The sequence below is a fragment of the Paraburkholderia fungorum genome (genome assembly GCF_046027215.1).
Lineage (GTDB): Bacteria > Pseudomonadota > Gammaproteobacteria > Burkholderiales > Burkholderiaceae > Paraburkholderia > Paraburkholderia fungorum_D.
This window is the reverse complement of record NZ_JAQQEN010000001.1, coordinates 2,573,180-2,592,676: the sequence shown is the minus strand read 5'-3', so window position 1 is coordinate 2,592,676 and position 19,497 is coordinate 2,573,180. Positions and strand designations below refer to the sequence as shown.

General features: G+C 62.3%; 20 protein-coding genes and 1 pseudogene. 11 read left to right on the top strand and 10 right to left on the bottom strand.

The genetic code is table 11. The features are described from left to right. Window positions 1–74 precede the first annotated feature (74 nt). The 3 genes from PQR27_RS11520 to PQR27_RS11510 all read left to right on the top strand — a co-directional run bounded on the left by PQR27_RS11520 (window position 75) and on the right by PQR27_RS11510 (window position 3,382). Entirely contained in the window at window positions 75–1,139 is a 1,065-nt protein-coding gene (locus PQR27_RS11520) for an aspartate-semialdehyde dehydrogenase (protein WP_408523777.1), read from the top strand. A gap of 65 nt (window positions 1,140–1,204) precedes the next feature. Further along, a complete protein-coding gene (locus tag PQR27_RS11515; RefSeq protein WP_408523776.1) occupies window positions 1,205–2,113 on the top strand; it encodes a PhzF family isomerase in 909 nt (302 codons plus the stop codon). 75 nt (window positions 2,114–2,188) lie between these two features. Continuing rightward, the gene (locus PQR27_RS11510; RefSeq protein ID WP_408523775.1) at window positions 2,189–3,382 is read left to right on the top strand and encodes an MFS transporter; all 1,194 of its coding nucleotides are present in this window, start codon (window positions 2,189–2,191) and stop codon (window positions 3,380–3,382) included. 63 nt (window positions 3,383–3,445) lie between these two features. Here the strand turns inward: PQR27_RS11510 and PQR27_RS11505 are convergent, their stop codons facing one another. Continuing rightward, window positions 3,446–4,396, bottom strand: a complete 951-nt coding sequence (locus PQR27_RS11505) for a LysR family transcriptional regulator (protein WP_408523774.1) — start codon at window positions 4,394–4,396, stop codon at window positions 3,446–3,448. A 111-nt stretch (window positions 4,397–4,507) separates the two neighbouring features. Between PQR27_RS11505 and PQR27_RS11500 the strand changes: the two genes are divergently transcribed. Then, window positions 4,508–5,791, top strand: a complete 1,284-nt coding sequence (locus PQR27_RS11500) for an MFS transporter (protein WP_408523773.1) — start codon at window positions 4,508–4,510, stop codon at window positions 5,789–5,791. A gap of 54 nt (window positions 5,792–5,845) precedes the next feature. On the opposite strand, the gene PQR27_RS11495 is transcribed toward PQR27_RS11500, so the two are convergent. The 3 genes from PQR27_RS11495 to PQR27_RS11485 all read right to left on the bottom strand — a co-directional run bounded on the left by PQR27_RS11495 (window position 5,846) and on the right by PQR27_RS11485 (window position 8,610). Continuing rightward, window positions 5,846–6,766, bottom strand: a complete 921-nt coding sequence (locus PQR27_RS11495; protein ID WP_408523772.1) for a VOC family protein — start codon at window positions 6,764–6,766, stop codon at window positions 5,846–5,848. Next, complete coding sequence (gene epsC / locus PQR27_RS11490) at window positions 6,766–7,554, bottom strand: serine O-acetyltransferase EpsC (RefSeq protein ID WP_408523771.1); 789 nt, start codon at window positions 7,552–7,554, stop codon at window positions 6,766–6,768. Before epsC ends, PQR27_RS11495 begins: the two co-directional genes overlap by 1 nt. Window positions 7,555–7,698: 144 nt before the next feature. Further along, on the bottom strand, window positions 7,699–8,610 hold the full coding sequence (locus PQR27_RS11485) for a LysR family transcriptional regulator (RefSeq protein WP_408523770.1): 912 nt from the start codon (window positions 8,608–8,610) through the stop codon (window positions 7,699–7,701). Window positions 8,611–8,700: 90 nt separating this feature from the next. On the opposite strand from PQR27_RS11485, the gene PQR27_RS11480 reads away from it, so the two are divergent. The 4 genes from PQR27_RS11480 (at window position 8,701) to PQR27_RS11465 (ending at window position 13,914) form a co-directional block, all read left to right on the top strand. Then, the gene (locus tag PQR27_RS11480) at window positions 8,701–9,630 is read left to right on the top strand and encodes an NAD(P)-dependent oxidoreductase (protein ID WP_408525467.1); all 930 of its coding nucleotides are present in this window, start codon (window positions 8,701–8,703) and stop codon (window positions 9,628–9,630) included. Window positions 9,631–9,654: 24 nt separating this feature from the next. Beyond that, entirely contained in the window at window positions 9,655–11,166 is a 1,512-nt protein-coding gene (locus PQR27_RS11475; protein WP_408523769.1) for an aldehyde dehydrogenase family protein, read from the top strand. A 62-nt stretch (window positions 11,167–11,228) separates the two neighbouring features. After that, the gene (locus PQR27_RS11470) at window positions 11,229–12,572 is read left to right on the top strand and encodes a DUF3100 domain-containing protein (RefSeq protein ID WP_408523768.1); all 1,344 of its coding nucleotides are present in this window, start codon (window positions 11,229–11,231) and stop codon (window positions 12,570–12,572) included. Window positions 12,573–12,759: 187 nt separating this feature from the next. Beyond that, the gene (locus tag PQR27_RS11465) at window positions 12,760–13,914 is read left to right on the top strand and encodes a branched-chain amino acid ABC transporter substrate-binding protein (RefSeq protein ID WP_408523767.1); all 1,155 of its coding nucleotides are present in this window, start codon (window positions 12,760–12,762) and stop codon (window positions 13,912–13,914) included. A 91-nt stretch (window positions 13,915–14,005) separates the two neighbouring features. Here PQR27_RS11465 and PQR27_RS11460 read toward each other — a convergent pair whose 3' ends face one another. Continuing rightward, complete coding sequence (locus PQR27_RS11460; RefSeq protein ID WP_408523766.1) at window positions 14,006–14,254, bottom strand: hypothetical protein; 249 nt, start codon at window positions 14,252–14,254, stop codon at window positions 14,006–14,008. Here PQR27_RS11460 and PQR27_RS11455 point away from each other — a divergent pair. Both PQR27_RS11455 and PQR27_RS11450 read left to right on the top strand, forming a co-directional pair. Continuing rightward, window positions 14,240–14,521 carry a M20/M25/M40 family metallo-hydrolase gene (locus PQR27_RS11455; RefSeq protein WP_408523765.1) on the top strand — a complete coding sequence of 94 codons (282 nt, stop codon included), beginning with the start codon at window positions 14,240–14,242 and terminating at the stop codon, window positions 14,519–14,521. The genes PQR27_RS11460 and PQR27_RS11455 overlap by 15 nt on opposite strands. A gap of 476 nt (window positions 14,522–14,997) precedes the next feature. Beyond that, window positions 14,998–15,738 carry an SDR family NAD(P)-dependent oxidoreductase gene (locus tag PQR27_RS11450; protein ID WP_408523764.1) on the top strand — a complete coding sequence of 247 codons (741 nt, stop codon included), beginning with the start codon at window positions 14,998–15,000 and terminating at the stop codon, window positions 15,736–15,738. Window positions 15,739–15,763: 25 nt separating this feature from the next. Here PQR27_RS11450 and PQR27_RS11445 read toward each other — a convergent pair whose 3' ends face one another. From PQR27_RS11445 to PQR27_RS11425, 5 genes and pseudogenes are all read right to left on the bottom strand, one after another. Beyond that, entirely contained in the window at window positions 15,764–15,973 is a 210-nt protein-coding gene (locus PQR27_RS11445) for a nuclear transport factor 2-like protein (RefSeq protein WP_408523763.1), read from the bottom strand. After that, complete coding sequence (locus PQR27_RS11440) at window positions 15,970–16,356, bottom strand: DUF427 domain-containing protein (protein WP_408523762.1); 387 nt, start codon at window positions 16,354–16,356, stop codon at window positions 15,970–15,972. The genes PQR27_RS11445 and PQR27_RS11440 overlap by 4 nt, the downstream gene beginning before the upstream one ends. 174 nt (window positions 16,357–16,530) lie before the next feature. Next, window positions 16,531–17,280 carry an SDR family NAD(P)-dependent oxidoreductase gene (locus PQR27_RS11435; protein WP_408523761.1) on the bottom strand — a complete coding sequence of 250 codons (750 nt, stop codon included), beginning with the start codon at window positions 17,278–17,280 and terminating at the stop codon, window positions 16,531–16,533. After that, a pseudogene (locus PQR27_RS11430) lies at window positions 17,277–17,444 on the bottom strand (alpha/beta fold hydrolase); the annotation flags it as partial. The gene PQR27_RS11435 and the pseudogene PQR27_RS11430, both read right to left, overlap by 4 nt. Window positions 17,445–17,544: 100 nt before the next feature. After that, on the bottom strand, window positions 17,545–18,291 hold the full coding sequence (locus tag PQR27_RS11425) for an SDR family NAD(P)-dependent oxidoreductase (protein ID WP_408523760.1): 747 nt from the start codon (window positions 18,289–18,291) through the stop codon (window positions 17,545–17,547). Between the two features lie 174 nt (window positions 18,292–18,465). Between PQR27_RS11425 and PQR27_RS11420 the strand changes: the two genes are divergently transcribed. Beyond that, on the top strand, window positions 18,466–19,350 hold the full coding sequence (locus PQR27_RS11420) for a LysR family transcriptional regulator (protein ID WP_408523759.1): 885 nt from the start codon (window positions 18,466–18,468) through the stop codon (window positions 19,348–19,350). Window positions 19,351–19,497: the final 147 nt, after the last annotated feature.

Sequence of the window (19,497 nt, the reverse complement as noted above, 5' to 3'; positions counted from 1 at the left end):
CGCATACACGGGGCGCGGCGAATCGCACCGTGAGCCCTTTTTTTATGCGTCTATTTTGAGTGGAGGAGTGCGGAATGTATCGCGTCGCGGTAGGGGGTGCCACCGGCAATGTCGGCGGCGAAATGATCAAGGTGCTGGAACAGCGTCATTTTCCGGTTGCGAAATTTACGCCGCTGGCATCCAGCGCTTCGACTGGAAAACACGTGCAGTTCAATGGCGAGCGCTATCCGGTGCGCGACATGGCGAACGCCGATTTCAGCGAGTTCGATCTATTGCTTCTCTCGACCGGATCGGCAAACTCCAAAGCGATCAGTCCGCTCGCGGCATCAGCAGGTTGCGTGGTGATCGACAATAGCTCGGCTTTCCGCATGGACCCTGACGCGCCGCTCGTCGTGCCGGAAGTGAACGCGGAGCAACTCGCTGGATGGACCCGGAAAAAAATCCTGCCGGTGGCGAACTGCTCGACGATTCAACTGGTGGTGGCGCTGAAACCTCTGCACGACGCCGCGCGTATCAAACGGATTGTCGTCTCGACCTATCAATCGGCTTCAGGCGGCGGCCGCGCCATGCTGGAGCGACTCACGGGGCCGTGGGATCCGGCGGGAATCGACGTGCGTTCGCTGGTTAAACATGCCAAGGCGTCCCTCGATGCGGGCGAAGACAAACCGATCACGTTCAACGTCGTGCCGCATATCGATACGTTTATGGAAGACGGGCGGACCCGCGAAGAATGGAAGATGGAAGTGGAGACGCAAAAGATCTTCGGCTCGCCGATTCCCGTAGCCGCGACGTGCGCACGCGTGTCGACTTTCGTGTGCCATACGGAGGCGATCAGCATCGAACTGGAACAGCCGCTCGCGGCGGCCGACGCGCGGCAATTGCTGTCGGCTGCGCCGGGCGTACGCGTCGTCGATGAACGGGTGGCCGGCGGCTATGCGACGCCGCTCGACGCCATGGGCACCGACGACGTGTTCGTCTCACGGATTCGCCGCGACCACACGGTGGAGAACGGCCTTCAGATCTGGGTGGTGGCGGACAACATCCGCAAAGGTGCGGCGCTGAATGCGGTGCAGATCGCCGAATGCCTGGTGGATCGCGAGGATTTCGCCAAGCATCGGCAAGCGAGACTGGCTCGCTAGCGTCTGACAGGAAAAGGCCAGGCAGTACAGGCCATATGGATCGCAATCAGGAGATGGAAAAAAGGATGAACGAACCGCAGCTATTTCATATCGATGCCTTCACGCGAACGGCGTTTCGGGGTAATCCGGCGGGTGTGGTGCTCAATGCCGATTCGCTCGACGCGAATCAGATGCAGGACATCGCGCGCGAACTGAAACACTCCGAGACGGCGTTTGTGATGTCTCCCCACGGCAGTGACCATGACGTTTATATCCGGTACTTCACCCCCGTGACTGAAGTACCGATCTGCGGTCACGCAACGATTGCCGCTCACTACGCACGGGCACGCTCGATGTCGTTGGGCGACACCGTCGTCACGCAAAAGACTGGAGCGGGCCTGCAGACGATAACGGTCGAAACGGATGGCGACGACTACCGGATCGTCATGCAGCAAGGGCCGATCAGTTTCGACCAGCCGTTCGACTCGGAAACGCGGCGCCTGATCGCACAGGCATTGCGCATCGACGAATACGATATCGACGAAACGAAGCCGGTTCAGATCGTATCGACCGGGCACTCGAAGGTGATGGTGCCGCTACGCGCGAGCGTGGCGCTCGACACCATCGTGCCCGACCACGCACTGCTCGTGTCGCTCAGCGAGGCCATCGGCTGCAACGGCTTCTTTCCTTTCCTGATGCGTAGCGAGCCAGCCAGCACAGATGGGCGGATGTTCGCGCCCGCCATCGGCATCGCTGAAGATCCCGTGACGGGTAATGCGAACGGTCCGCTCGGCGCTTACCTCGTCAGGCATGCGCTGATGCCGAACGACGGCGTGAAACTGACATTCGACGGCCATCAGGGCAGGGCACTCCGCCGCGACGGTGTCGTCAAGGTCACAGTCGATATTCAGGATGGCGAACCGGTCAGGGTGTCGATCAAAGGCGAGGCGGTGATGCTGTTCTCGACCGCGCTAAATCCCCCAATCGGCCGGTAGTCACGCGCCTCGCGCTGCATTCTGTATCGCGTCGATACGCTGCCGGCGAGCCGCAACTTCAACTTCGGAGAAAACATGGAGCACACTGGCGTCACCCTTCCTTCACCGCACTGGCGGACCTATTCCCTGGTGCTCGCGCTGGGCACATTCGCCGTCGGCACGGACGCGTTTGTTATCGCGGGCGTGCTGCCCTCGATCGCGTCGACGCTGAACGTCAGCACCGCGTCGGCGGGCCAACTCGTTACGGTCTTTTCTCTCACGTATGCGATTGCCGCGCCGATTCTCGGCGCGCTGACGTCGGGATGGTCGCGCCGGATGGCGCTCGTCGTCGCGCTATCCGTGTTCGTGGTGGGCAACGCGATCACCGCGGTCGCGCCGAATTTCGCCCTCGTGCTGCTGTCCCGCGTGATGGCCGCCGCGGGCGCGGGGCTATTTACCGCGACAGCGAGTGCTACAGCCGCAGCATTCGCCGGTCCGAAGAATCGTGGTGGTGCGATTGCGCGCGTGATGCTGGGGCTCACGTCTTCGCTGATTCTGGGTGCGCCGCTGGGCACGGCGATCAGCGCCTGGTTCGACTGGCGCATGACGATGTGGCTGGTTACCGCTTTGGGCGTGATCGCAGGCGCGGTGATTTTCGGGTGTCTGCCGAATTTTCGTGAAGCGGGCGGATCGAGTCTGGCGGAGCGTCTTTCGCCGTTGCGCAATCATCGGGTGTTGACCGATCTGCTGCGCACGCTGGTGGTGTTCACCGGTGTCTATGTTCCGTACACGTACATCAGCGTGGTCTATGCACCGCTGACGCATTCACAGCCGCAAATTCTGGGGATGCTGCTACTCGTGTTCGGTGTGGCTGGAACAGTGGGCAATCTGCTGGCGGGGCGTCTCTCGGATCGTCTCGGGCCGCCGCCGGTCATCATCGGCGGTTCACTGGGGCTGGCCGCGGTATTTCTGCTTGTGCCGCTGCTACGCGCTTCGCTGCCGCTCGCGGTGATTGCCGTGGCACTGTCGGGCGTGTTCTCTTTTTCGCTGACGACGCCGCAGCAGCATCAACTGATTTCTCGTGCGCCGGACGGTAAGCTCTCGCTGCTCACGTCGTTGTACCAGTCGGTGTTGTATCTGGCGATCTCGCTGTCGGGCGCGTTTGGCGCGGCGGTCATCAAATGGGGCGCCGCTGACCAGCTCACGGTGATTGCGACGCTGCCGGTTGTGCTTGCAACGCTGATCATGTGGCTTCAATCGCGTGCACAGGTGAAGCGGGCCAGCGCGTAGCGGCGCGAGGCGAAGGGCGCGGAAACCTGCATTCTGCGAGCGTGTCCTGAGCGCGGCGCCAGCCTATGTCTGGCGCCGCGTTGGCGCATGATCCACGCAGTCCCCGTACATGGCGATTCCGCTTTCGGCCAGCACGTCGATCAGCGAATGACGCAACAGATCGACCGGCCGCATCAGCCGGCCGGGGAGCGCCCCATGAATGAACCACACGTCGATGCCGCTACGAAAGTCCGAGGTCTCGACGATCCGGAGTGCTGAGCGATGCACCGAGCGCTCCAGGATGTCCGGCGTGACGAGGCCAATGCCGATGCCGCGTGCCACCAGCGACAACTGCAACTCGGACCCGAACGCTTCCACGGCGACATTGAACGGCAGTCCCGCCGCTTCTAGCGCCTGCCTCAGTGCCGAGCGCATCCCGCAGCCATCCTGATTCAGAATCCACTCGTGCTGCGCCAGATCCGCCAGCTTCAGCGGTTCATCGGGTAGACCGAGCGTGCGCGCCGCGACGATCACGGTTGGCAGGAAGGCGAGGGGCGTGGCCTGCAACGTCTGGGGCGGCGAGAAGTTCGCTGGCATCAGCACGATCGCCGTATCAAGCGACGCGCGTTCCACGCTCTGCACGAGACCTGGCGACCAACCCGCGGTGACACGCAGCGTCAGTCGCGGAAAGACACTGCGCAGCAGATCGACCGGCTTCTCCAGCGCCACTTCGGCAAGAAACGGCGGCATGCCGATTCTCAACTCGCCGGCAGGCTCGCTTTCGGGCGACGCAACCGACAGCAGATCGTCGACCGCGCGCAACACCGTGCGCGCGAGCGCATAGACCTCATTGCCCGCCGCGGTCGGTTTGAGCGGCTTGCTCAGGCGATCGAGCAACTCGACACCCAGGGTACTTTCCAGGTTCTGCACGCGCCGCGTGAGGCCGGGCTGCGTGAGATGAAGTCTCTCCGCGGCGCGCACCATCGAACCACTTTCGACGACCGCAACGAACGCCTGTAGATCGCGCGTATTCAAAGTGAACTCGCATAATCATTATCAACATATTTCAATTGTCGCATATAAGGCGCTTCATTAGGATGGGCTCACTGATCCTGCTCACTGATCCTCTTTTGAGAGCCCCATTCGATGAATTCGTCCGCCGAAAGTCCCATCAGTCCCCTAAGTCCCGTTAACGCCGTCACAACGGAAGCGGCCGATACGCCACAGAAACTCACCCCATTGCTCACCGTGTTCTTCGCGACCGCGGTGGGCGTGATCGTGATGAATCTGTTCGCCGCGCAACCGCTGACCGGTGCGATCGGCCGCAGTCTGCACCTTGCGCCCGAGTTCGCCGGCCTGGTCGCGATGTTGCCGCAGCTCGGCTATGCGGCCGGCCTCGTGCTGCTGGTGCCGTTATGCGACCTGCTGGAGAACCGTCGTCTGATCGTGCGCACACTGGCGTGCTGCGCGTTTTTTCTCGCCGTCGCGATGTTCACCGATTCGCGCGGCGTGTTTTTCCTCGCTGTGTTTCTGGCCGGTGCGGCCTCCAGCGTGATCCAGATGCTGGTGCCGATGGCGGCTTCAATGGCGTCGGAAAGCCACCGCGGTCGGGCAGTCGGCAACGTGATGAGCGGTCTGATGCTCGGCATCCTGTTGTCGCGCCCGGCCGCGAGCGTGGTCGCGGGGGCGATCGGCTGGCGTGCTTTCTACGGCATCGCCGCGCTGATCGACGCGCTACTCGGCGTGGTGCTGTACCTGAAACTGCCCGTGCGCCGGCCGGTTGTCGCGACGCGCTATCCGGCGCTGTTGCGCTCGTTGTGGACCTTGCTGCGAACTGAGCCCGTACTGCAACGCAATGCGGTATCGGCTGGGCTGGTGATGGGTGCGTTCAGCGCATTCTGGACGGCGATCGGTCTGCGCCTGGCACAGCCGCCGTTCAGCTTCGATATGAATGGCATCGCGCTGTTTGCGCTCGCTGGCGCGGCGGGTGCGATCGCGACGCCGCTTGCCGGTCGCGCGGGTGACAGCGGGGCGGGTCGCCGGGCACTGATCGCAGGTCACGTGACGATGCTCGTCGCACTCGTGGCCATCGGCGCAGCGGGCGCGGGGTGGGGCGGCTTTTCGGCGAGTGTCCATCCGGTGCTGGCGATTGCGTTGCTCGTCGCGGGCGCGGCCGCTCTCGATGCCGGCGTCGTCACGGACCAGACGCTAGGCCGACGCGCGATCAACCTGATGAATCCGGCCGCGCGCGGCAGGCTCAATGGACTGTTCGTCGGGGTGTTTTTTGTCGGCGGTGCATTGGGTGCGATGTTTTCGGGTGCGGCGTGGTCGCTGGCCGGTTGGACCGGTGTGTGCGCGGTGGGCCTCGTGTTTACCGGCATCGCTTTGGTTCTCAGGTTGACCCGGCTGGTTCACCGGGCCGACGTCTGACCCGGTGTATTGCATCGCACCGAAGGAAGGTGTCGACGCGCGTCTGCGCCGCCTTCAAAGGGGCGATGAACCAGCGGAACGCGATGGCGGCTGCGCGAACTCGATAATCACGTTGCCGGCCGATCCTGGCGTAACGGCGATGCCATGCTCGGTGCGAGCATGCGTGACGCCGTTTTCAGTCAGAACACGCGCGGTTTGCGTTAAGTCACGCACGCGCACCTGCAGGGCCACACCATGCGGCTTGTCCGTGTAACTCACGGGCATACCGACTGGCGCGAAACGTCGCTGCGCCTGCGCGGGCGTGAGCGCGAGCATCCGTCCGCACCCCGTCTCGGCCTCGACGTGACCGTCGACTCGCGACGTGTTGTCAACGCCAAACAGCTTCGACCACCGGCTTTCCAGCAGCCCGGGGTCGGCCGCGACATAAACGACCTCGTCCACGGCGAGCGCACCGTTCGGATGGTTTTGCCAGTCTTTACGCCAGATAAATTCCGGCCGATGCTGCTGGCAAAGAAAGTTGGATGCGTCGCCCAGTTCGGTATCCATCAGCATGCCCAGTGACACGACGGCCTCGTCAGGTGTTCCGTCCGCTTTCGTCAGCTTGCGTCGGAAGTCGACGCGTTGCTGGGCAGGCAATCCGCTCGCCTTGAGCGCCGCGAAGTCGCCTTCGATATCCTTGCTATGAAGGGCGACCAGCCCCAGCCCTTCGGACCGCTCCAGAAACTGCCCGAGCGTTCTGCCGTAGCAAAACCCGTTCACTTCACCTGTCCCAAACTTCGCGGGATCGTCGATGCCGATGAGCTCGATGAAATTGTTTTCGAACATCATCAAGGTCAGGACAGAGCCCCACGGGTGATACGTAATGGGGCTCGGCGAAAAGCCCAGCCGGATGAAATTCTCGACAGCTTCCCGGTGATTTCTGACTGAGACAACAGGATGGTCGATGCCCAGTCGATGCTGGTTCGGTGGAATCATCAGGATGTCCTGGTCGTTGAGGGAGCAGTAATGGCAGCGTACGTTGCGGATACAGCCTTGATCACTTTCGCGGGAATGCCGGCCGCAACCATGCCGGCGGGAATCGATGTGCGGACCACGCTTCCCGCAGCGATGACCGCGCCTTCACCGATTTCGATATTGCCGAGAATGACCGCGTGCGCCGCCAGCGTCGCACCTCGGCGCACTTTCGGATGCCGGTCGCCCGACTCGCTGAACGTGCTGCCCAGCGTCACGCCGTGCCACATGCTTACCTCGTCCTCGACGACCGCCGTTTCGCCGATGACGATACCCATCGCGTGATCGACGAAGAGTCCTTTTCCGATGCGCGCGGCGGGATGGATGTCGACGCTATACAGTTTGGCGCTCCAGTTCTGCAGCAGCACGGCGAGCGTCTGCTCACCGTCAACCCAGTACGCGTGTGCAATCCGATGAAGCTGAATCGCCTGGATGCCCCGGAACGAAAGAAAGGCGGTGAGCGCGTTGGGGCAGGCCGGGTTGGACGACGCGATCCTGTACACGTCCGCAGCCGCCGATGCATCGATGTCCCTGCGCCGCACGATCTGACGGAATTCGTCAGTCAGGTCCGGCAGCGCGCTATCGAGCCGGACCAGTTCGGCCGCCATCTGCGCCGCCAGCGCGTCGGCGTAGGTTGTGTGAGAGAGCACCGCGTTATCGAAGTAGCGCTGCATGGCTGGCCGCGCCTCGCAGGCCGCGCGGGCTTCGTCGCGAATCGTTTGCCAGACGGTTGAGTGGTCGATGTTATTCAAAGGCTGCCTCCAGTCCCGCTAGTGTCGGTCCGACAATAACCATCACCCATGCTCTTGATGAGGAAAAGCGTTCTGGATTTTAGAACTCTCGATGCCACGCGCTTCATGCATCGCTTCATGCATCGAATCGCGCTGGACTTCGGACTACCTGAAGGCCCGCATCTGCGAGTGCATCATCTGCAGCATCTTGTTCGACGCGACGGACAGCTTGCGGCCGACCCGTGTAATGAGGTGGGCCTCCGCCTTCTCCAGCAGCGGGTGGCTGATTTCGATGGCGAACAGTTCGCCGGCGGCGATTTCCGTCGTCACCGCAAACTCGGGAAGACAGGTAATCCCGAGCCCGGATTTGACGAACTGCTTCAGGATCGCGATGGAGTTCGTCGTCACGACGGGTTCCAGTCTCACCTTCTCCGCGAACTCGACTGCCTCCAGCATCTGCCGCGTGCCGTAGCTTGAATGCGTGGCGGCCAACGGATATGACGCCAGTTCCTTCACGCTCATCGACTTCTTCTTGCCGAGGCCGGCGAAGGCGGGCCCGACGATCGCCATCATCGGCTGACGCTTGAACGCGCGCGAAACGATTTTGGGTTCGGTCGGCGGGTTGTAGACCAGCCCGATTTCACCTTCGTCTTCGGAGATTTTGCGGACTACCTCATTGGTGCCGGCGAGATCCAGAGTGACGGCAATGCCAGGAAACTGCTTGCAGAACTGCTGCATGGGGCCGCCAAGCACGTCGGAGACAAACCCCTCGCCCAGCACGACGCTGATGTGCCCGGTCCGCAAACCCCGGAGCTCCTGAAGGCGCGATAGCAGATCGTCCTTGTGAGCCATCTGTTCGCGGAAGTATTCGATCACGTGAGTACCGGCCTCCGTGGGCTTGACGCCACGCGCGTGCCGCTCGATCAGCACCGCGTCGAGCTCGGTCTCGAGCAGGCCGATTTGCCGGCTGACAGCCGACGGTGCCACATTCAGCGCGTCTGCGGCGGCACGGATCGTTCCGCAGCGCACCGCCTCGTAAAAATAGACGATCCGGCTCTCGGTAAGGGTCTCGGCCATGCGTTCTCCGTTCGAATTATTAGAACATTCCCAATATTGGCGTTGATTGATTATAGGGTCTCGGAAGTCCAACATCAGGGCTCGAACACGTTGAACGGCGGGTGGTCGTCGCTACCCGGTCCGCGGCGAATCTTGCGAAAGGAGTGGTGTATGAAGACGGTTGGTGTCATCGGACTCGGGAACATGGGGCGCGGCATGGCTCTGTCGCTCAAGCGCGGGGGCTACAGGGTGCTCGGTTTCGACGCCGCCCCCGGTGTCGCCGCAAAGCTTCAGGAAGAGGGCGTCGAGGCGCGCGCCTCGATCGCCGGGATGGCGCGTGATGCCGACATTCTCATCCTGAGCCTGCCGACCTCCGATGTCGTCGAGCAGGTCGTGCTGGGCCAGGGCGGCGTGGCGGACAACGCCAAAGCAGGCCTCATCGTCGTGGACACGACGACCGCGGACCCGAACAGCACGCGCAAGGTGGCGGCGGCGCTGCGCGAAGTGCAGGTCGGCTTCGTCGACGGGCCGGTGAGCGGTGGCCCGAAGGGCGCGGCGAACGCCACGATGACCATGGTGCTCGGCGGCGCGCCGGAAGATGTCGCCGCAGTTGAACCTGTGCTCGCGGTCATCAGCGCGAAGCGCGTTCACGTCGGCCCGGTCGGTGCGGGGCACGTCACCAAGATCATCAACAACCTGCTCACTGGCATCCATCTTCTGGCGACCAGCGAGGCCGTGCGCGCGGCGCAAGCGGTCGGCGTCGACCCGCAAAAACTGGTCGAGGCGCTGAACGGCGGGTCGGGCCGCAACAGCGCGACCTTAACGAACTACCCGACGTGGATTTTCAACGACGCCTTCGACTCCGGCTTCACGATGAAGCTTATGCGCAAGGACGTGCGCCTCGCCATGGACCTGTTGCGCAGCGTGCATGCCAACGCGCCGATGAGCACCGAAGCGGGCCGCCTGTGGGCCGAGAGCGCCGCCACCATTGGCGATGCGGAGGACTTTAACCGTATCGTCCAGTTTGTCCCGGAACAGTAATCGACAGTGACAGGAGCACTCAACGTGGAATTCAACGAAGCAGCCCACCTGCTGGCAGCGTTCACGCATTTCTTCCCTGGCGCGAAGACGATCGGGTCTTATGTCGGCGGCGAACTGGTGGCAGGGACGGGCGACGACATCCAGCTCTATAACCCGGCAACCGGCAAGGCGAGCCTCGCCTACCAGGATGGAGGAGCGGCCATCGTGGCTCAGGCGGCCGAAGCCGCGGAGCGCGCCCAGAAAGCATGGTGGGCCCTCACTCATGCGGCGCGCGGGCGCGTGATGTTTGCCATCGCCCGCGAACTGCGCGCCGATGTCGAGAGCATCGCGCGACTGGAATCGATTGGCTCCGGCAAGCCGATTCGCGACTGTCGCGGAGAAGTCGCGAAGGTCGCCGAGATGTTCGAATACTACGGCGGCTGGACCGACAAGTTCTACGGCGAGGTGATCCCGGTGCCGAGCTCGCACCTGAACTACACGCGCCGCGAACCTGCCGGCACGGTGTTGCAGATTACGCCGTGGAATGCGCCCATCTTCACCTGCGGCTGGCAGGTGGCGCCCGCCATCGCGATGGGCAATGCGGTGCTCCTGAAGCCCTCCGAGCTGACGCCGTTCACGTCGCTGGTGCTCGGCATGCTGGCTGAGAAAGCAGGCGCACCGAAGGGGCTGATCAACGTACTGTCCGGTTATGGTCACACGATCGGCCAGGCGGCCATTGCCAGCAAGACCGTCAAGAAAGCTGTTTTCGTGGGGTCGCCGGCAACCGGTATCCGGATTGCGGAAGCTGCGGCCAAGCGCGTGCTCCCCTGTGTGCTCGAACTGGGCGGCAAGTCGGCGAATATCATTTTCGACGACGCGGACCTCAAGCGCGCAGCACTGACTGCACAGGCGGCCATTTTCGCCGGCGCGGGGCAAAGTTGCGTAGCGGGGTCGCGTCTGCTGGTCCAGCGTTCGATCTATGACCAGTTCGTCGAAATGGTTGCAACCGGTGCCAGAAAGATCAAAGTCGGCGCGCCGCTGGACGATGCGACCGAAGTAGGGCCGATCAACAATCGCCGGCAATATGAGCACGTGATGAAGATGATTTCCAGCGGGGTGAGCGCAGGCGCCACGCTGGCGGCCGGGTCCACCGATATGTCGGCAGGCGGGTACTTCGTCTCGCCGACGGTGCTTGCGAACGTGACCAACGATATGGATGTCGCGCGCACCGAAATCTTCGGGCCGGTCGTCGCGGCTATTCCCTTCGACTCGGAAGAGGAAGCAATCGCCATCGCGAACGATACCGAATTCGGCCTCGCCGGCGCGGCGTGGACCAGCGATGTCGGCCGGGCACATCGCGTGGCCGCGCAGGTCAATGCCGGGACCTTCTGGATCAACGGTTATAAAACCATCAATGTGGCCTCGCCGTTCGGTGGCTACGGTCTGAGCGGTTATGGCCGTTCAAGCGGCGTCGAGGCGCTGTATGAATACACGCAGACCAAGAGCGTCTGGGTGGAAACGGCGCGGGAGCCGGCCACCACATTCGGCTATCTGTAGCACGTCGAAGCCCTCGCCACGATGTGAGCGAGGGCGTGAGGAAACCAGAAGAGGGAGCAGTGATGGATCACACGCTAACGTCGCCGCACACTGAAAGCAATGGAATGAGAGGCGCGAAACTGTTCCTCTACGCGGCGATCATTCTTCTCATTGCTGAATTCATCGGCTCATTCACGTTTCAGGTCGGCCCGGGCAAGGTGGTTCTGTTGCCGATGATATGGGCGCTTCTGCTCGGCGCCGCGCTCGGTCTTGCAAGCGAGCGCTCGCGAAGCGCGGCGCGGCTCGATGTGAAGACGCAGTTCCTGGCCGCTGCGATTCTTCAGCCTGCGCTGCTGCTGTTTATTTCCAAGCTGGGTCTGCTCGTAGGGAGCGCATTGCCGAAGCTCGCGGCTGCCGGCTGGGCGCTGGCGTTTCAGGAGTTAGGCCATTTTGTCGGCACGATTCTGCTTGGCTTGCCGCTCGCGCTTTTGCTTGGCATTAAACGGGAGGCGATTGGCGCGACGTTTTCCGTGGGGCGCGAGCCGAGCCTCGCCATTATCGGCGAGAAGTACGGCATGGATTCCGCGGAAGGCCGCGGCGTGCTGGCGGAGTATCTGACAGGCACCGTGTTCGGCGCTGTGTTCATTGCCATTTTCGCGGGCTTCGTTGCCAGCCTGAACATCTTCCATCCGTTGGCCCTCGCCATGGGTTCGGGTGTCGGATCCGGAAGCATGATGGCGGCAGCCTCGGGGGCGATCGCGGCACAGCAGACCCCGGAGATGGCGAAATCGGTGCTCACGTTTGCTGCCGCCAGCAATCTCATCACGACGACTATCGGAACGTACTTCACGCTGTTTATTTCGCTGCCGATGGCTGTCTGGGGCTACCGCATTCTCGAACCGCTGATCGGCCGGACGACGAAAGCGTCCGGCGCGTCGGATGCGGTTGCCGATGCGCGTCCGAAGCTCGGCGACGTTCAAACGGAAGCCCCTGAACTGGGCTACCGCGCGAAGATGCTGGCGTGGGGCGTGACGGCGGTCATGGCATTGGCCTGCGACTGGATCACCCACGGCACGACGCCGCTCGAAGGACTTCCGGGCATGCTCGTCATGGTGCTTGCCGTCATTGTCGGCGATGCCGTGTGCAAGGTGACTGGCCGCAAGATTCCCGCAGTGTGCTGGGTGTCGCTGGTCGCCATGTTCCTGACTTCGCCGTTATGCCCCTGGGGCGCACAGATTGCCGCGTTCAGCGCGAAGAACGATTTCCTTGGCGTCACCGCCCCGATGCTGACGTTTGCCGGACTCTCCATCGCCAAGGACGTCCCGGCGTTCCGGCGCCTCGGTTGGCGGATCGTGCTGGTGTCGTTTGTTGCGAACGCGGGCACGTTCCTTGGCGCGACGCTCGTCGCGCAGATCTTTCACGTCTGATCTGTTCAATGCGTGTGGCCGGCGCTCTGCCGGTCATGCGCTGCCGCACTCAAGGTGGTTGGCGCTTATCGCTGTTGTATGAGCGGGCACGTTCACGTTCGTTGCTCGCGCAGAAATGCGTCGATGGTATTGAAAGCAGATCAGGAAAATCCATAAACAAAGGTTCTAACCCGGTCAGGAGACAATCATGAGCCTTACGAAGAAAGCAGTCGTTGCGGCCCTTGCAGGCGGTGCAGTCAGCATGCTGGTGTGCGGCGCTGCGCACGCCCAGGATGACGTCGTAAAACTCGGTTTCGCCGGGCCGCTGACCGGTCAGAACGCCAATCTGGGCAAAGACGTTGAACGGGGCGCACGAATGGCGGTTGACGATCTGAATGCCAATCCGCCGACGATCGGCGGACAGAAGGTGACGATTTCCCTGCAGGTCGAAGACGATGGCGGCGACCCGCGCCAGGCGACACAGGTCGCGCAGCGGCTCGTGGATGCCGGCGTGAGGGGCGTGGTGGGCCACTTCAATTCGGGTGCCACGATTCCCGCATCAAAGATTTACTACGACGCGCATATTCCGCAAATCTCACAGTCGTCGACCAATCCGAAGTACACGATGCAGGGATTCGACACGGCGTTCCGGCTCGTCGCCAACGACGCGCAACTCGGCTCGGTACTCGGAAAATACGCGGTTCAGAAGCTGAATGTGAAGTCGTTCGCGGTCATCGACGATCGCACTGCCTACGGTGAAGGTATTGCCGACGAATTTCTGAAGTCGGCGACGGCGGCCGGCGCGAGGCTTTCCTCACGCCAGTACACGACCGACAAGGCGACCGATTTCCGCGGCGTGCTGACCTCGGTCAAGAGCGCATCGCCGGATGTCGTGTTCTACGGCGGCATGGACGCGCAGGGCGGCCCGATGCTCAAGCAGATGGCCCAGCTCGATATGGCGGCCAAATTCATGGGCGGCGATGGCATCTGCACCGGCGAATTGCCTTCGCTCGCAGGCTCCGCATTGCAGAACAGAAATGTCGTGTGCGCGGAGGCGGGCGGTATCACCAGCGAATACCAGGCCGGCATGCAAGCCTTCAGAGACCGTTTCAGGAAGAAATATGGCGAAGATGTCGTGATCTATGCGCCATATGCTTACGACGCGGTCATGATCCTGGTCGATGCCATGAAGCGGGCCAACTCGTCGGACCCGGCCAGGTATCTGCCGTATCTGAAGAAGACGGACTACAAGGGTGTCATCGGCGAAACGCAGTTCGACAACAAAGGCGATCTGCGGGACGCAACGCTGACGCTTTATACGTTCAGGGATGGCAAACGCGAAAGCCTGGGGGTGCAGCATTGACGTTTAGCGGCTCTCGCTGGCGGCAACGGTCGCACGATGCCGCCAGCTCCTCCGGTGCGAACAGCGGGTTTTGTCTGCGAGGTGAACGTTGTCAGATTCTGCGAAGGTCGCGGTGCCGGCCGAAGTTGATTCGATCGAGTGGGTTCAGCGACTCATGTCGATAGATACGACGAGGCAGGAATGGAATCTTGGGCTGATGGAAATCATCAGGGACCATTTCACCCGGCGTGGTCTGCCGGTTCGCCTGACGCGCTGCCGTAGCGGCCGAAAGGGTTTTCTGGTTGCCACTATCCCGGCACATGACGGTCGCACGCAAGGCGGAATCGTGCTTGCCGGCCATACGGACGTTTTCCCGGTCGAAAGCCAGATATGGGACACGGATCCGTTCCGCCCAGAAGTGAAGGGCGGCCGCCTATACGGCCGCGGCGCGTGCGACATGAAGGGCTTTATCGGCGTGGCCCTGGGACTTGTTCCGGTCATGCAGTCGGCGCCTTTGACTTCTCCGTTTCATTTTGCATTTTCTTACGACAAGCGTTTTCCGTGCGCGGGTGCGCCGTCGCTGTTTGCCGAGTTTGTGAAACGTGACGTCCGGCTTATTTGTCGATGAATTACGGAGTTGGGCCCGAACGCTGTGAGTTGTTGCTGTGCGCCAGGGGACCCTGGCGCACATGACGAGCGTCGATTGCTCAAAGTTGCAGCGCGTAACCCAGCCTGATCCAACCGGTGCATTCGCGCCGACTTTTCCGAACGATGCAGTGGCGTGAAACGTCATCGCTCCTGGCCCAGGTGGATCAATTCCGCGTGCTGTGTTGCGCGCTTACAAATGTCGCAAGCGCCGCAGCTCCCTCGTTATGTCCGAAGGTGCGGCACTCTCCTGCCATGCCCGAGGGGCATGCCTCCCTGCCTGGAAGGTCTTTCTCGCAGCTTCCGCGGAAACCTATAGTCGTTGCACCACCATGATCAAAAGTGGCTCGACGAAGCTCTATGTCTGATTGCTGAAACCGTTGCAGGCGGTAACAGTCAATGAATCATTAACTGGATCGGTGACGCGATGAATCGCTCACGGAAACCTTAGGAAATCAAATGTCTAACTTAACGCAAAAAGTAGCACTCGTTACCGGTGGTTCACGCGGCATCGGTGCGGCAATCGCGAAACGTCTGGCCGCAGATGGAGCGAGCGTGGCCGTTACATACGCGAAGGATGCCAGCGCCGCCTCGGCCGTGGTCAAATCGATTGAACTCGATGGCGGAAAAGCTATTGCGATCCAGGCGGACGCTACCGACGTGAAAGCCGTCGAGGCTGCGGTCGAAAAAACCTTTGCGACCTTTGGTCGGCTGGATGTGCTGGTGAACAATGCCGGCACGGCCATCCCGAAACCGTTCGAAGACACGACGCTGGAGGAAATGGATAGAGTGATCGACATCAACATCCGCGGCGTATTCGCTACGACCAAGGCTGCGCTGAAGCACCTGAGTGATGGCGGCCGAATCATCATGATCGGTTCGGCGGTGGGCGAGCGTGCCATTGCGCCCGGACTGGTGCCCTACGCAGCCACGAAAGCAGCCGTCAGGATGTTCACCCAGGCGCTGTCCAGAGAGTTGGGAGGCCGGGGCATCACGGTCAACAACGTCCAGCCGGGTCCGATCGATACAGACCTGAATCCCGCCTCGGGTGATTGGGCCGTGCCACAGAAAGCCGCCACAGTACTCGGTCGCTATGGGCGCGTTGAGGAGATCGCCGCGATGGTCGCTTTCGTCGCCGGCCCGGAAGCGTCGTACATTACCGGGGCGAATCTCACCGTGGATGGCGGGATGAATGCCTGACCCTGAGCACATCATGTGCCGCCGGTCAGCGCCGAGCGGCCATCGATACGGCGAAGCTGTCTTCCAGCATCAGGAAGCTGGCGATCTCCGTGCCGGAGAAGGTCAGGACAATCGCAAACGCGCCATCGATCAGTCTTCCGGTGGCATTGATCCGTGTTTGCAGGTGGCCGAGGATAACGGCCCGATCGTTGCTCGCGAGAACATCCTGGATGTCGAAGCTAACCATCGCGCTCACGCAGCCTCTCCCACTTCGATGCCATCGACCCGGTCCGGGTAGAAGGCGAAATGACCAGCAATGGCTGCAACCGCGTCATACGGAGCGCCATAGCTCCAGACGGCGTTTCTGGATCGCTCTCCACCCACAGCGATGTCGTGATAGCCACAGTCGCCCTTGTACGGGCAATAGGTCGTATGTGACGAGGGCACGAGCTGCGACATGTCGATATCAGCCGCGGGCAGGTAGTACACCGGCGAATAGCTCGCCTCGCGCAAGACGAGTGCGCGCACCGAATTGGCAATCGTCACGCCGGCCACGCGCACTTTGACTCGTGCCGTTGCGGCCTCAATCGTGATCGGATGATCGGGGCCCGGGATCTTGACGAGTTTGTTGCTGCTCATAGCGATTAACTCCTGGTGATGGACGCTGAGGGATGGGATTTGCGCCAGAGGATCAGCAAGGCCAATCCACCCAATGCGGCGCAAGATCGACGAGATGGCTGTCCCGCTGAAGCCTGCACGTTGTGCCAGAAATGGTGGGATGTAGGTGTAGGTGACGAACTGTCGGTATATGGCTCAGAGCTTTGAGCCGCCATCCACGCGCAAGGTGTCGCCACTGATCCAGCGCGCTTGATCCGAGGCCAGGAAGGCGACGGCGCCGGCGATGTCCTCGGGCTGGGCCAGGCGTTGCAGCGCTTGCATGCCCAGCGCCATGGCCTGACCGGCGTCGGTCCTGGTGAAGTTGGACATGTCAGTCTCGACCACGCCAGGCGCTACCGCGTTGACACGGATGCCCTTGGCGCCCAGAGCCGAGGCCCAGTGCTTGACCAGGGTGTCGATGGCACCCTTCGTCGCCGCGTAGGCAGACAGCGCGCCCACCGAGGCGTGTGCTGCGAGCGATGACAGCAGAATCACGCTGCTGCCTTTGCACAGCGCGGGCAGAAGTTGCTGCACCAGGAAGAATGGCGCGCGCACATTGACGGCGAAGAGCGCGTCGAAGTCCTCGACCGTGGTGTCTTCGATCGACGCGGCCCTGGAGATGCCGGCATTGGCCACCAGCACGTCCAGGCGTCCGCCGATGATGGCGCGGACCTGTTGGGCCAGTTGGTGCGGGCCGTTCGGCTTGCTCAGGTCGGCGCCAATTTTTTCGGCCTTGCCGCTGGCGCGGCGGATCTCATCGACCACGTCTGTCGCCTCCTTCTCGCCGCTGCTGTAGTGGACCAGGACCTGGGCACCTGCCTCGGCCAAGGCCAAAGCGGTGGCGCGGCCGATGCCGCGGGAAGCGCCCGTAACGAGGGCGGTCTTGCCTGTGAGTGAGTTCGTCATGATTGATGGCTCGTGAACGGTGCTGTTGGCTGCCGCTCAGGCGCTTGCGCTGTCTTCGGCAGGAACTGGTTGACGTGGGCGACGAAGCGCTCAGGGTACTGGTACTGCGAGCCGTGATTGGCGTCCGGGTACAGGATCAGTTGGGCGTTCGGCAGGTGCCGCTGTGGTGATTCATGGAATGACTTCCTGTTTTTTGGCAAAGCAAGGCCCGGCCCCGTGGCTCGGGGCATTGCGGTCAGGGTGATGAGTTGGTGTCGGGTCTTGTCAGCCAGCGGTCTTGCCGCCGTCAACAGTGACGATCTGCCCGGTCACGAAAGCGGCGCCTTCGGAAGCAAGGAAGAGCACGGCGGCCGCGATGTCGGCCGGCTTGCCTACCCGACCCAGCGGTACACCGGCGGCCAGCGCGGCCTTGTTCTCCGGCGTCCCGGTGAAGCGGTCCAGCATGCCCGTGTCGGTCGGGCCTGGGGCGACCGCGTTAACACGCACGCCCGAAGCGGCCACCTCCAGCGCTGCCGACCTGGTGAAGCCTTCGACCGCATGCTTGCTGCCGGCGTACACCGACGCATAGGCCGCGCCCTCGTGGCCGTAAGTTGAGGAGATGTTGATGATGCTGCCACGCTTCTGAGCGGTCATCACGCGCAGTTCATGCTTCATGCTCAGCAAGGTGCCCAGCACATTAGTATCGAAGGTGGCGGCGTAGCTGTCGGCTGTCTGGTCGACGATCAGGCCTGGTTGGCCTTCCGTGCCGGCATTGTTGACGGCAACGTCAATGCGACCGAATCGGGCAACGGCTTGGTCCACCAACGCACGCACCTCTTCGTCGTGCCGCACATCGGCCTGGATGAAGAGGGCTTGCGCACCGAGTTGCTGCAATTCAGCCTCCAGGGCTTTGCCCTCGATGGCGCGGCGGCCGGAGATGACGAGGTGGGCTCCGCTGTTGGCAAACAGCAAGGCAGTCGCGCGGCCGATGCCGGTCAGGGCGCCGGTGATGAGGATGACGGGGTGGCTCATGATTTTTTCCTTCAGATATGACTTGTGGCGTATGGGGCGAGGGGCTGCTTCCTTGTGTCAGAGCGGCATTCCCCGTCGCCATGGAGGAGAATTTAGGGGTTCATGACCTGAAAGAAAAAGACTTTGTAAGCTGGTTGGCATGCTCGCGAAGCATGGGAACTGATGGAGATTCGAGTGGAACTGAGACACTTGCGCTACTTCATTGCCGTGGCCGAGACCGGCAGCCTGACCGTGGCGGCCGAGCAAAGGCTGCACACGTCACAGCCGTCGCTGAGCCGGCAGATCCGCGACCTGGAGGATCAGGTGGGCGCGGAGCTGCTGACCCGTAGCGCCCGCGGTGTCGAACTGACGGAGGCCGGCAAGGCCTTCATCGACCATGCGCGTCTGGCGCTGAGCCAGGTGGATGCGGCCGTGGAAGCGGCGCGCCGGGCGGCGCAGCCCAGCAAGCAGCGTTTTGCGCTGGGCTTCCTGACTGGGCAGGAGATGAGCTGGCTGCCCAAGGCAATGCATTTGCTGCGGGATCAGTTGCCCAACATCGACGTCACCGTCTCCAGTGACTACTCACCGGACCTTGCCGATGCCTTGGCGCGCGGCCGGCTGGATCTGGCATTCCTGCGTGCGGAGCCTGGCTTCGATCTGGACTACACCACGGTGGCGCAGGAGCCTTTCGTGGTGCTGATGCCGAGCGACCACGCGCTGGCATCGCATGAATCCATCCGTCCGCAAGAACTGGTAGGGCAATCCTTCGTGGCCATGGCCAACAAGGCCCACGTGCTGAGAGCGGTGGTCGATGCCTATCTGGAGCGCGAGGGCGTTGTGCTGACGCCGACGCAGGGCGTGGACAACCCGGCGATGGTGATGTCACTGGTGGCTTCAACACGTGGCCTGGCCTTGATGCCGGCCTACTTGGAGAACCTGCTGCCCTGGTCGGTGGTCAGCCGGCCGCTCGCAGGAGAAGTGCCGACCGTTGATCTGGTGCTGGGCTATAGCCGCGCCAACACATCGCCCATCCTTAAGCTCTTTTTGTCGCGGCTCGGCGAGTTGGTCGAAGACCGCTAAAGAGCGTCGAATTTCAAAGTACGTCGGATCTCACCATGACCGTCTTTATTCCAGCCGCGAAGCCACAGGGTTGGCGTTCGTCCCTATCCTCAGTCAAAAAGCGCGAGCGCCACCCAGGGTAATTACTTGCAAAACTGTGCGCCACCC

What these genes read in the sequence shown, in the direction of transcription:
- PQR27_RS11520 (WP_408523777.1), top strand. Translation starts at nt 75, where the DNA reads ATGTATCGCGTCGCGGTAGGGGGTGCCACCGGCAATGTCGGCGGCGAA.
- PQR27_RS11515 (WP_408523776.1), top strand. Translation starts at nt 1,205, where the DNA reads ATGAACGAACCGCAGCTATTTCATATCGATGCCTTCACGCGAACGGCG.
- PQR27_RS11425 (WP_408523760.1), bottom strand. Translation starts at nt 18,291, where the DNA reads ATGAGCCACCCCGTCATCCTCATCACCGGCGCCCTGACCGGCATCGGC.
- PQR27_RS11465 (WP_408523767.1), top strand. Translation starts at nt 12,760, where the DNA reads ATGAGCCTTACGAAGAAAGCAGTCGTTGCGGCCCTTGCAGGCGGTGCA.
- PQR27_RS11485 (WP_408523770.1), bottom strand. Translation starts at nt 8,610, where the DNA reads ATGGCCGAGACCCTTACCGAGAGCCGGATCGTCTATTTTTACGAGGCG.
- PQR27_RS11435 (WP_408523761.1), bottom strand. Translation starts at nt 17,280, where the DNA reads ATGACGAACTCACTCACAGGCAAGACCGCCCTCGTTACGGGCGCTTCC.
- PQR27_RS11510 (WP_408523775.1), top strand. Translation starts at nt 2,189, where the DNA reads ATGGAGCACACTGGCGTCACCCTTCCTTCACCGCACTGGCGGACCTAT.
- PQR27_RS11440 (WP_408523762.1), bottom strand. Translation starts at nt 16,356, where the DNA reads ATGAGCAGCAACAAACTCGTCAAGATCCCGGGCCCCGATCATCCGATC.
- PQR27_RS11460 (WP_408523766.1), bottom strand. Translation starts at nt 14,254, where the DNA reads ATGGCCGGCAAGCACGATTCCGCCTTGCGTGCGACCGTCATGTGCCGG.
- PQR27_RS11500 (WP_408523773.1), top strand. Translation starts at nt 4,508, where the DNA reads ATGAATTCGTCCGCCGAAAGTCCCATCAGTCCCCTAAGTCCCGTTAAC.
- PQR27_RS11470 (WP_408523768.1), top strand. Translation starts at nt 11,229, where the DNA reads ATGGATCACACGCTAACGTCGCCGCACACTGAAAGCAATGGAATGAGA.
- PQR27_RS11495 (WP_408523772.1), bottom strand. Translation starts at nt 6,766, where the DNA reads ATGATTCCACCGAACCAGCATCGACTGGGCATCGACCATCCTGTTGTC.
- PQR27_RS11450 (WP_408523764.1), top strand. Translation starts at nt 14,998, where the DNA reads ATGTCTAACTTAACGCAAAAAGTAGCACTCGTTACCGGTGGTTCACGC.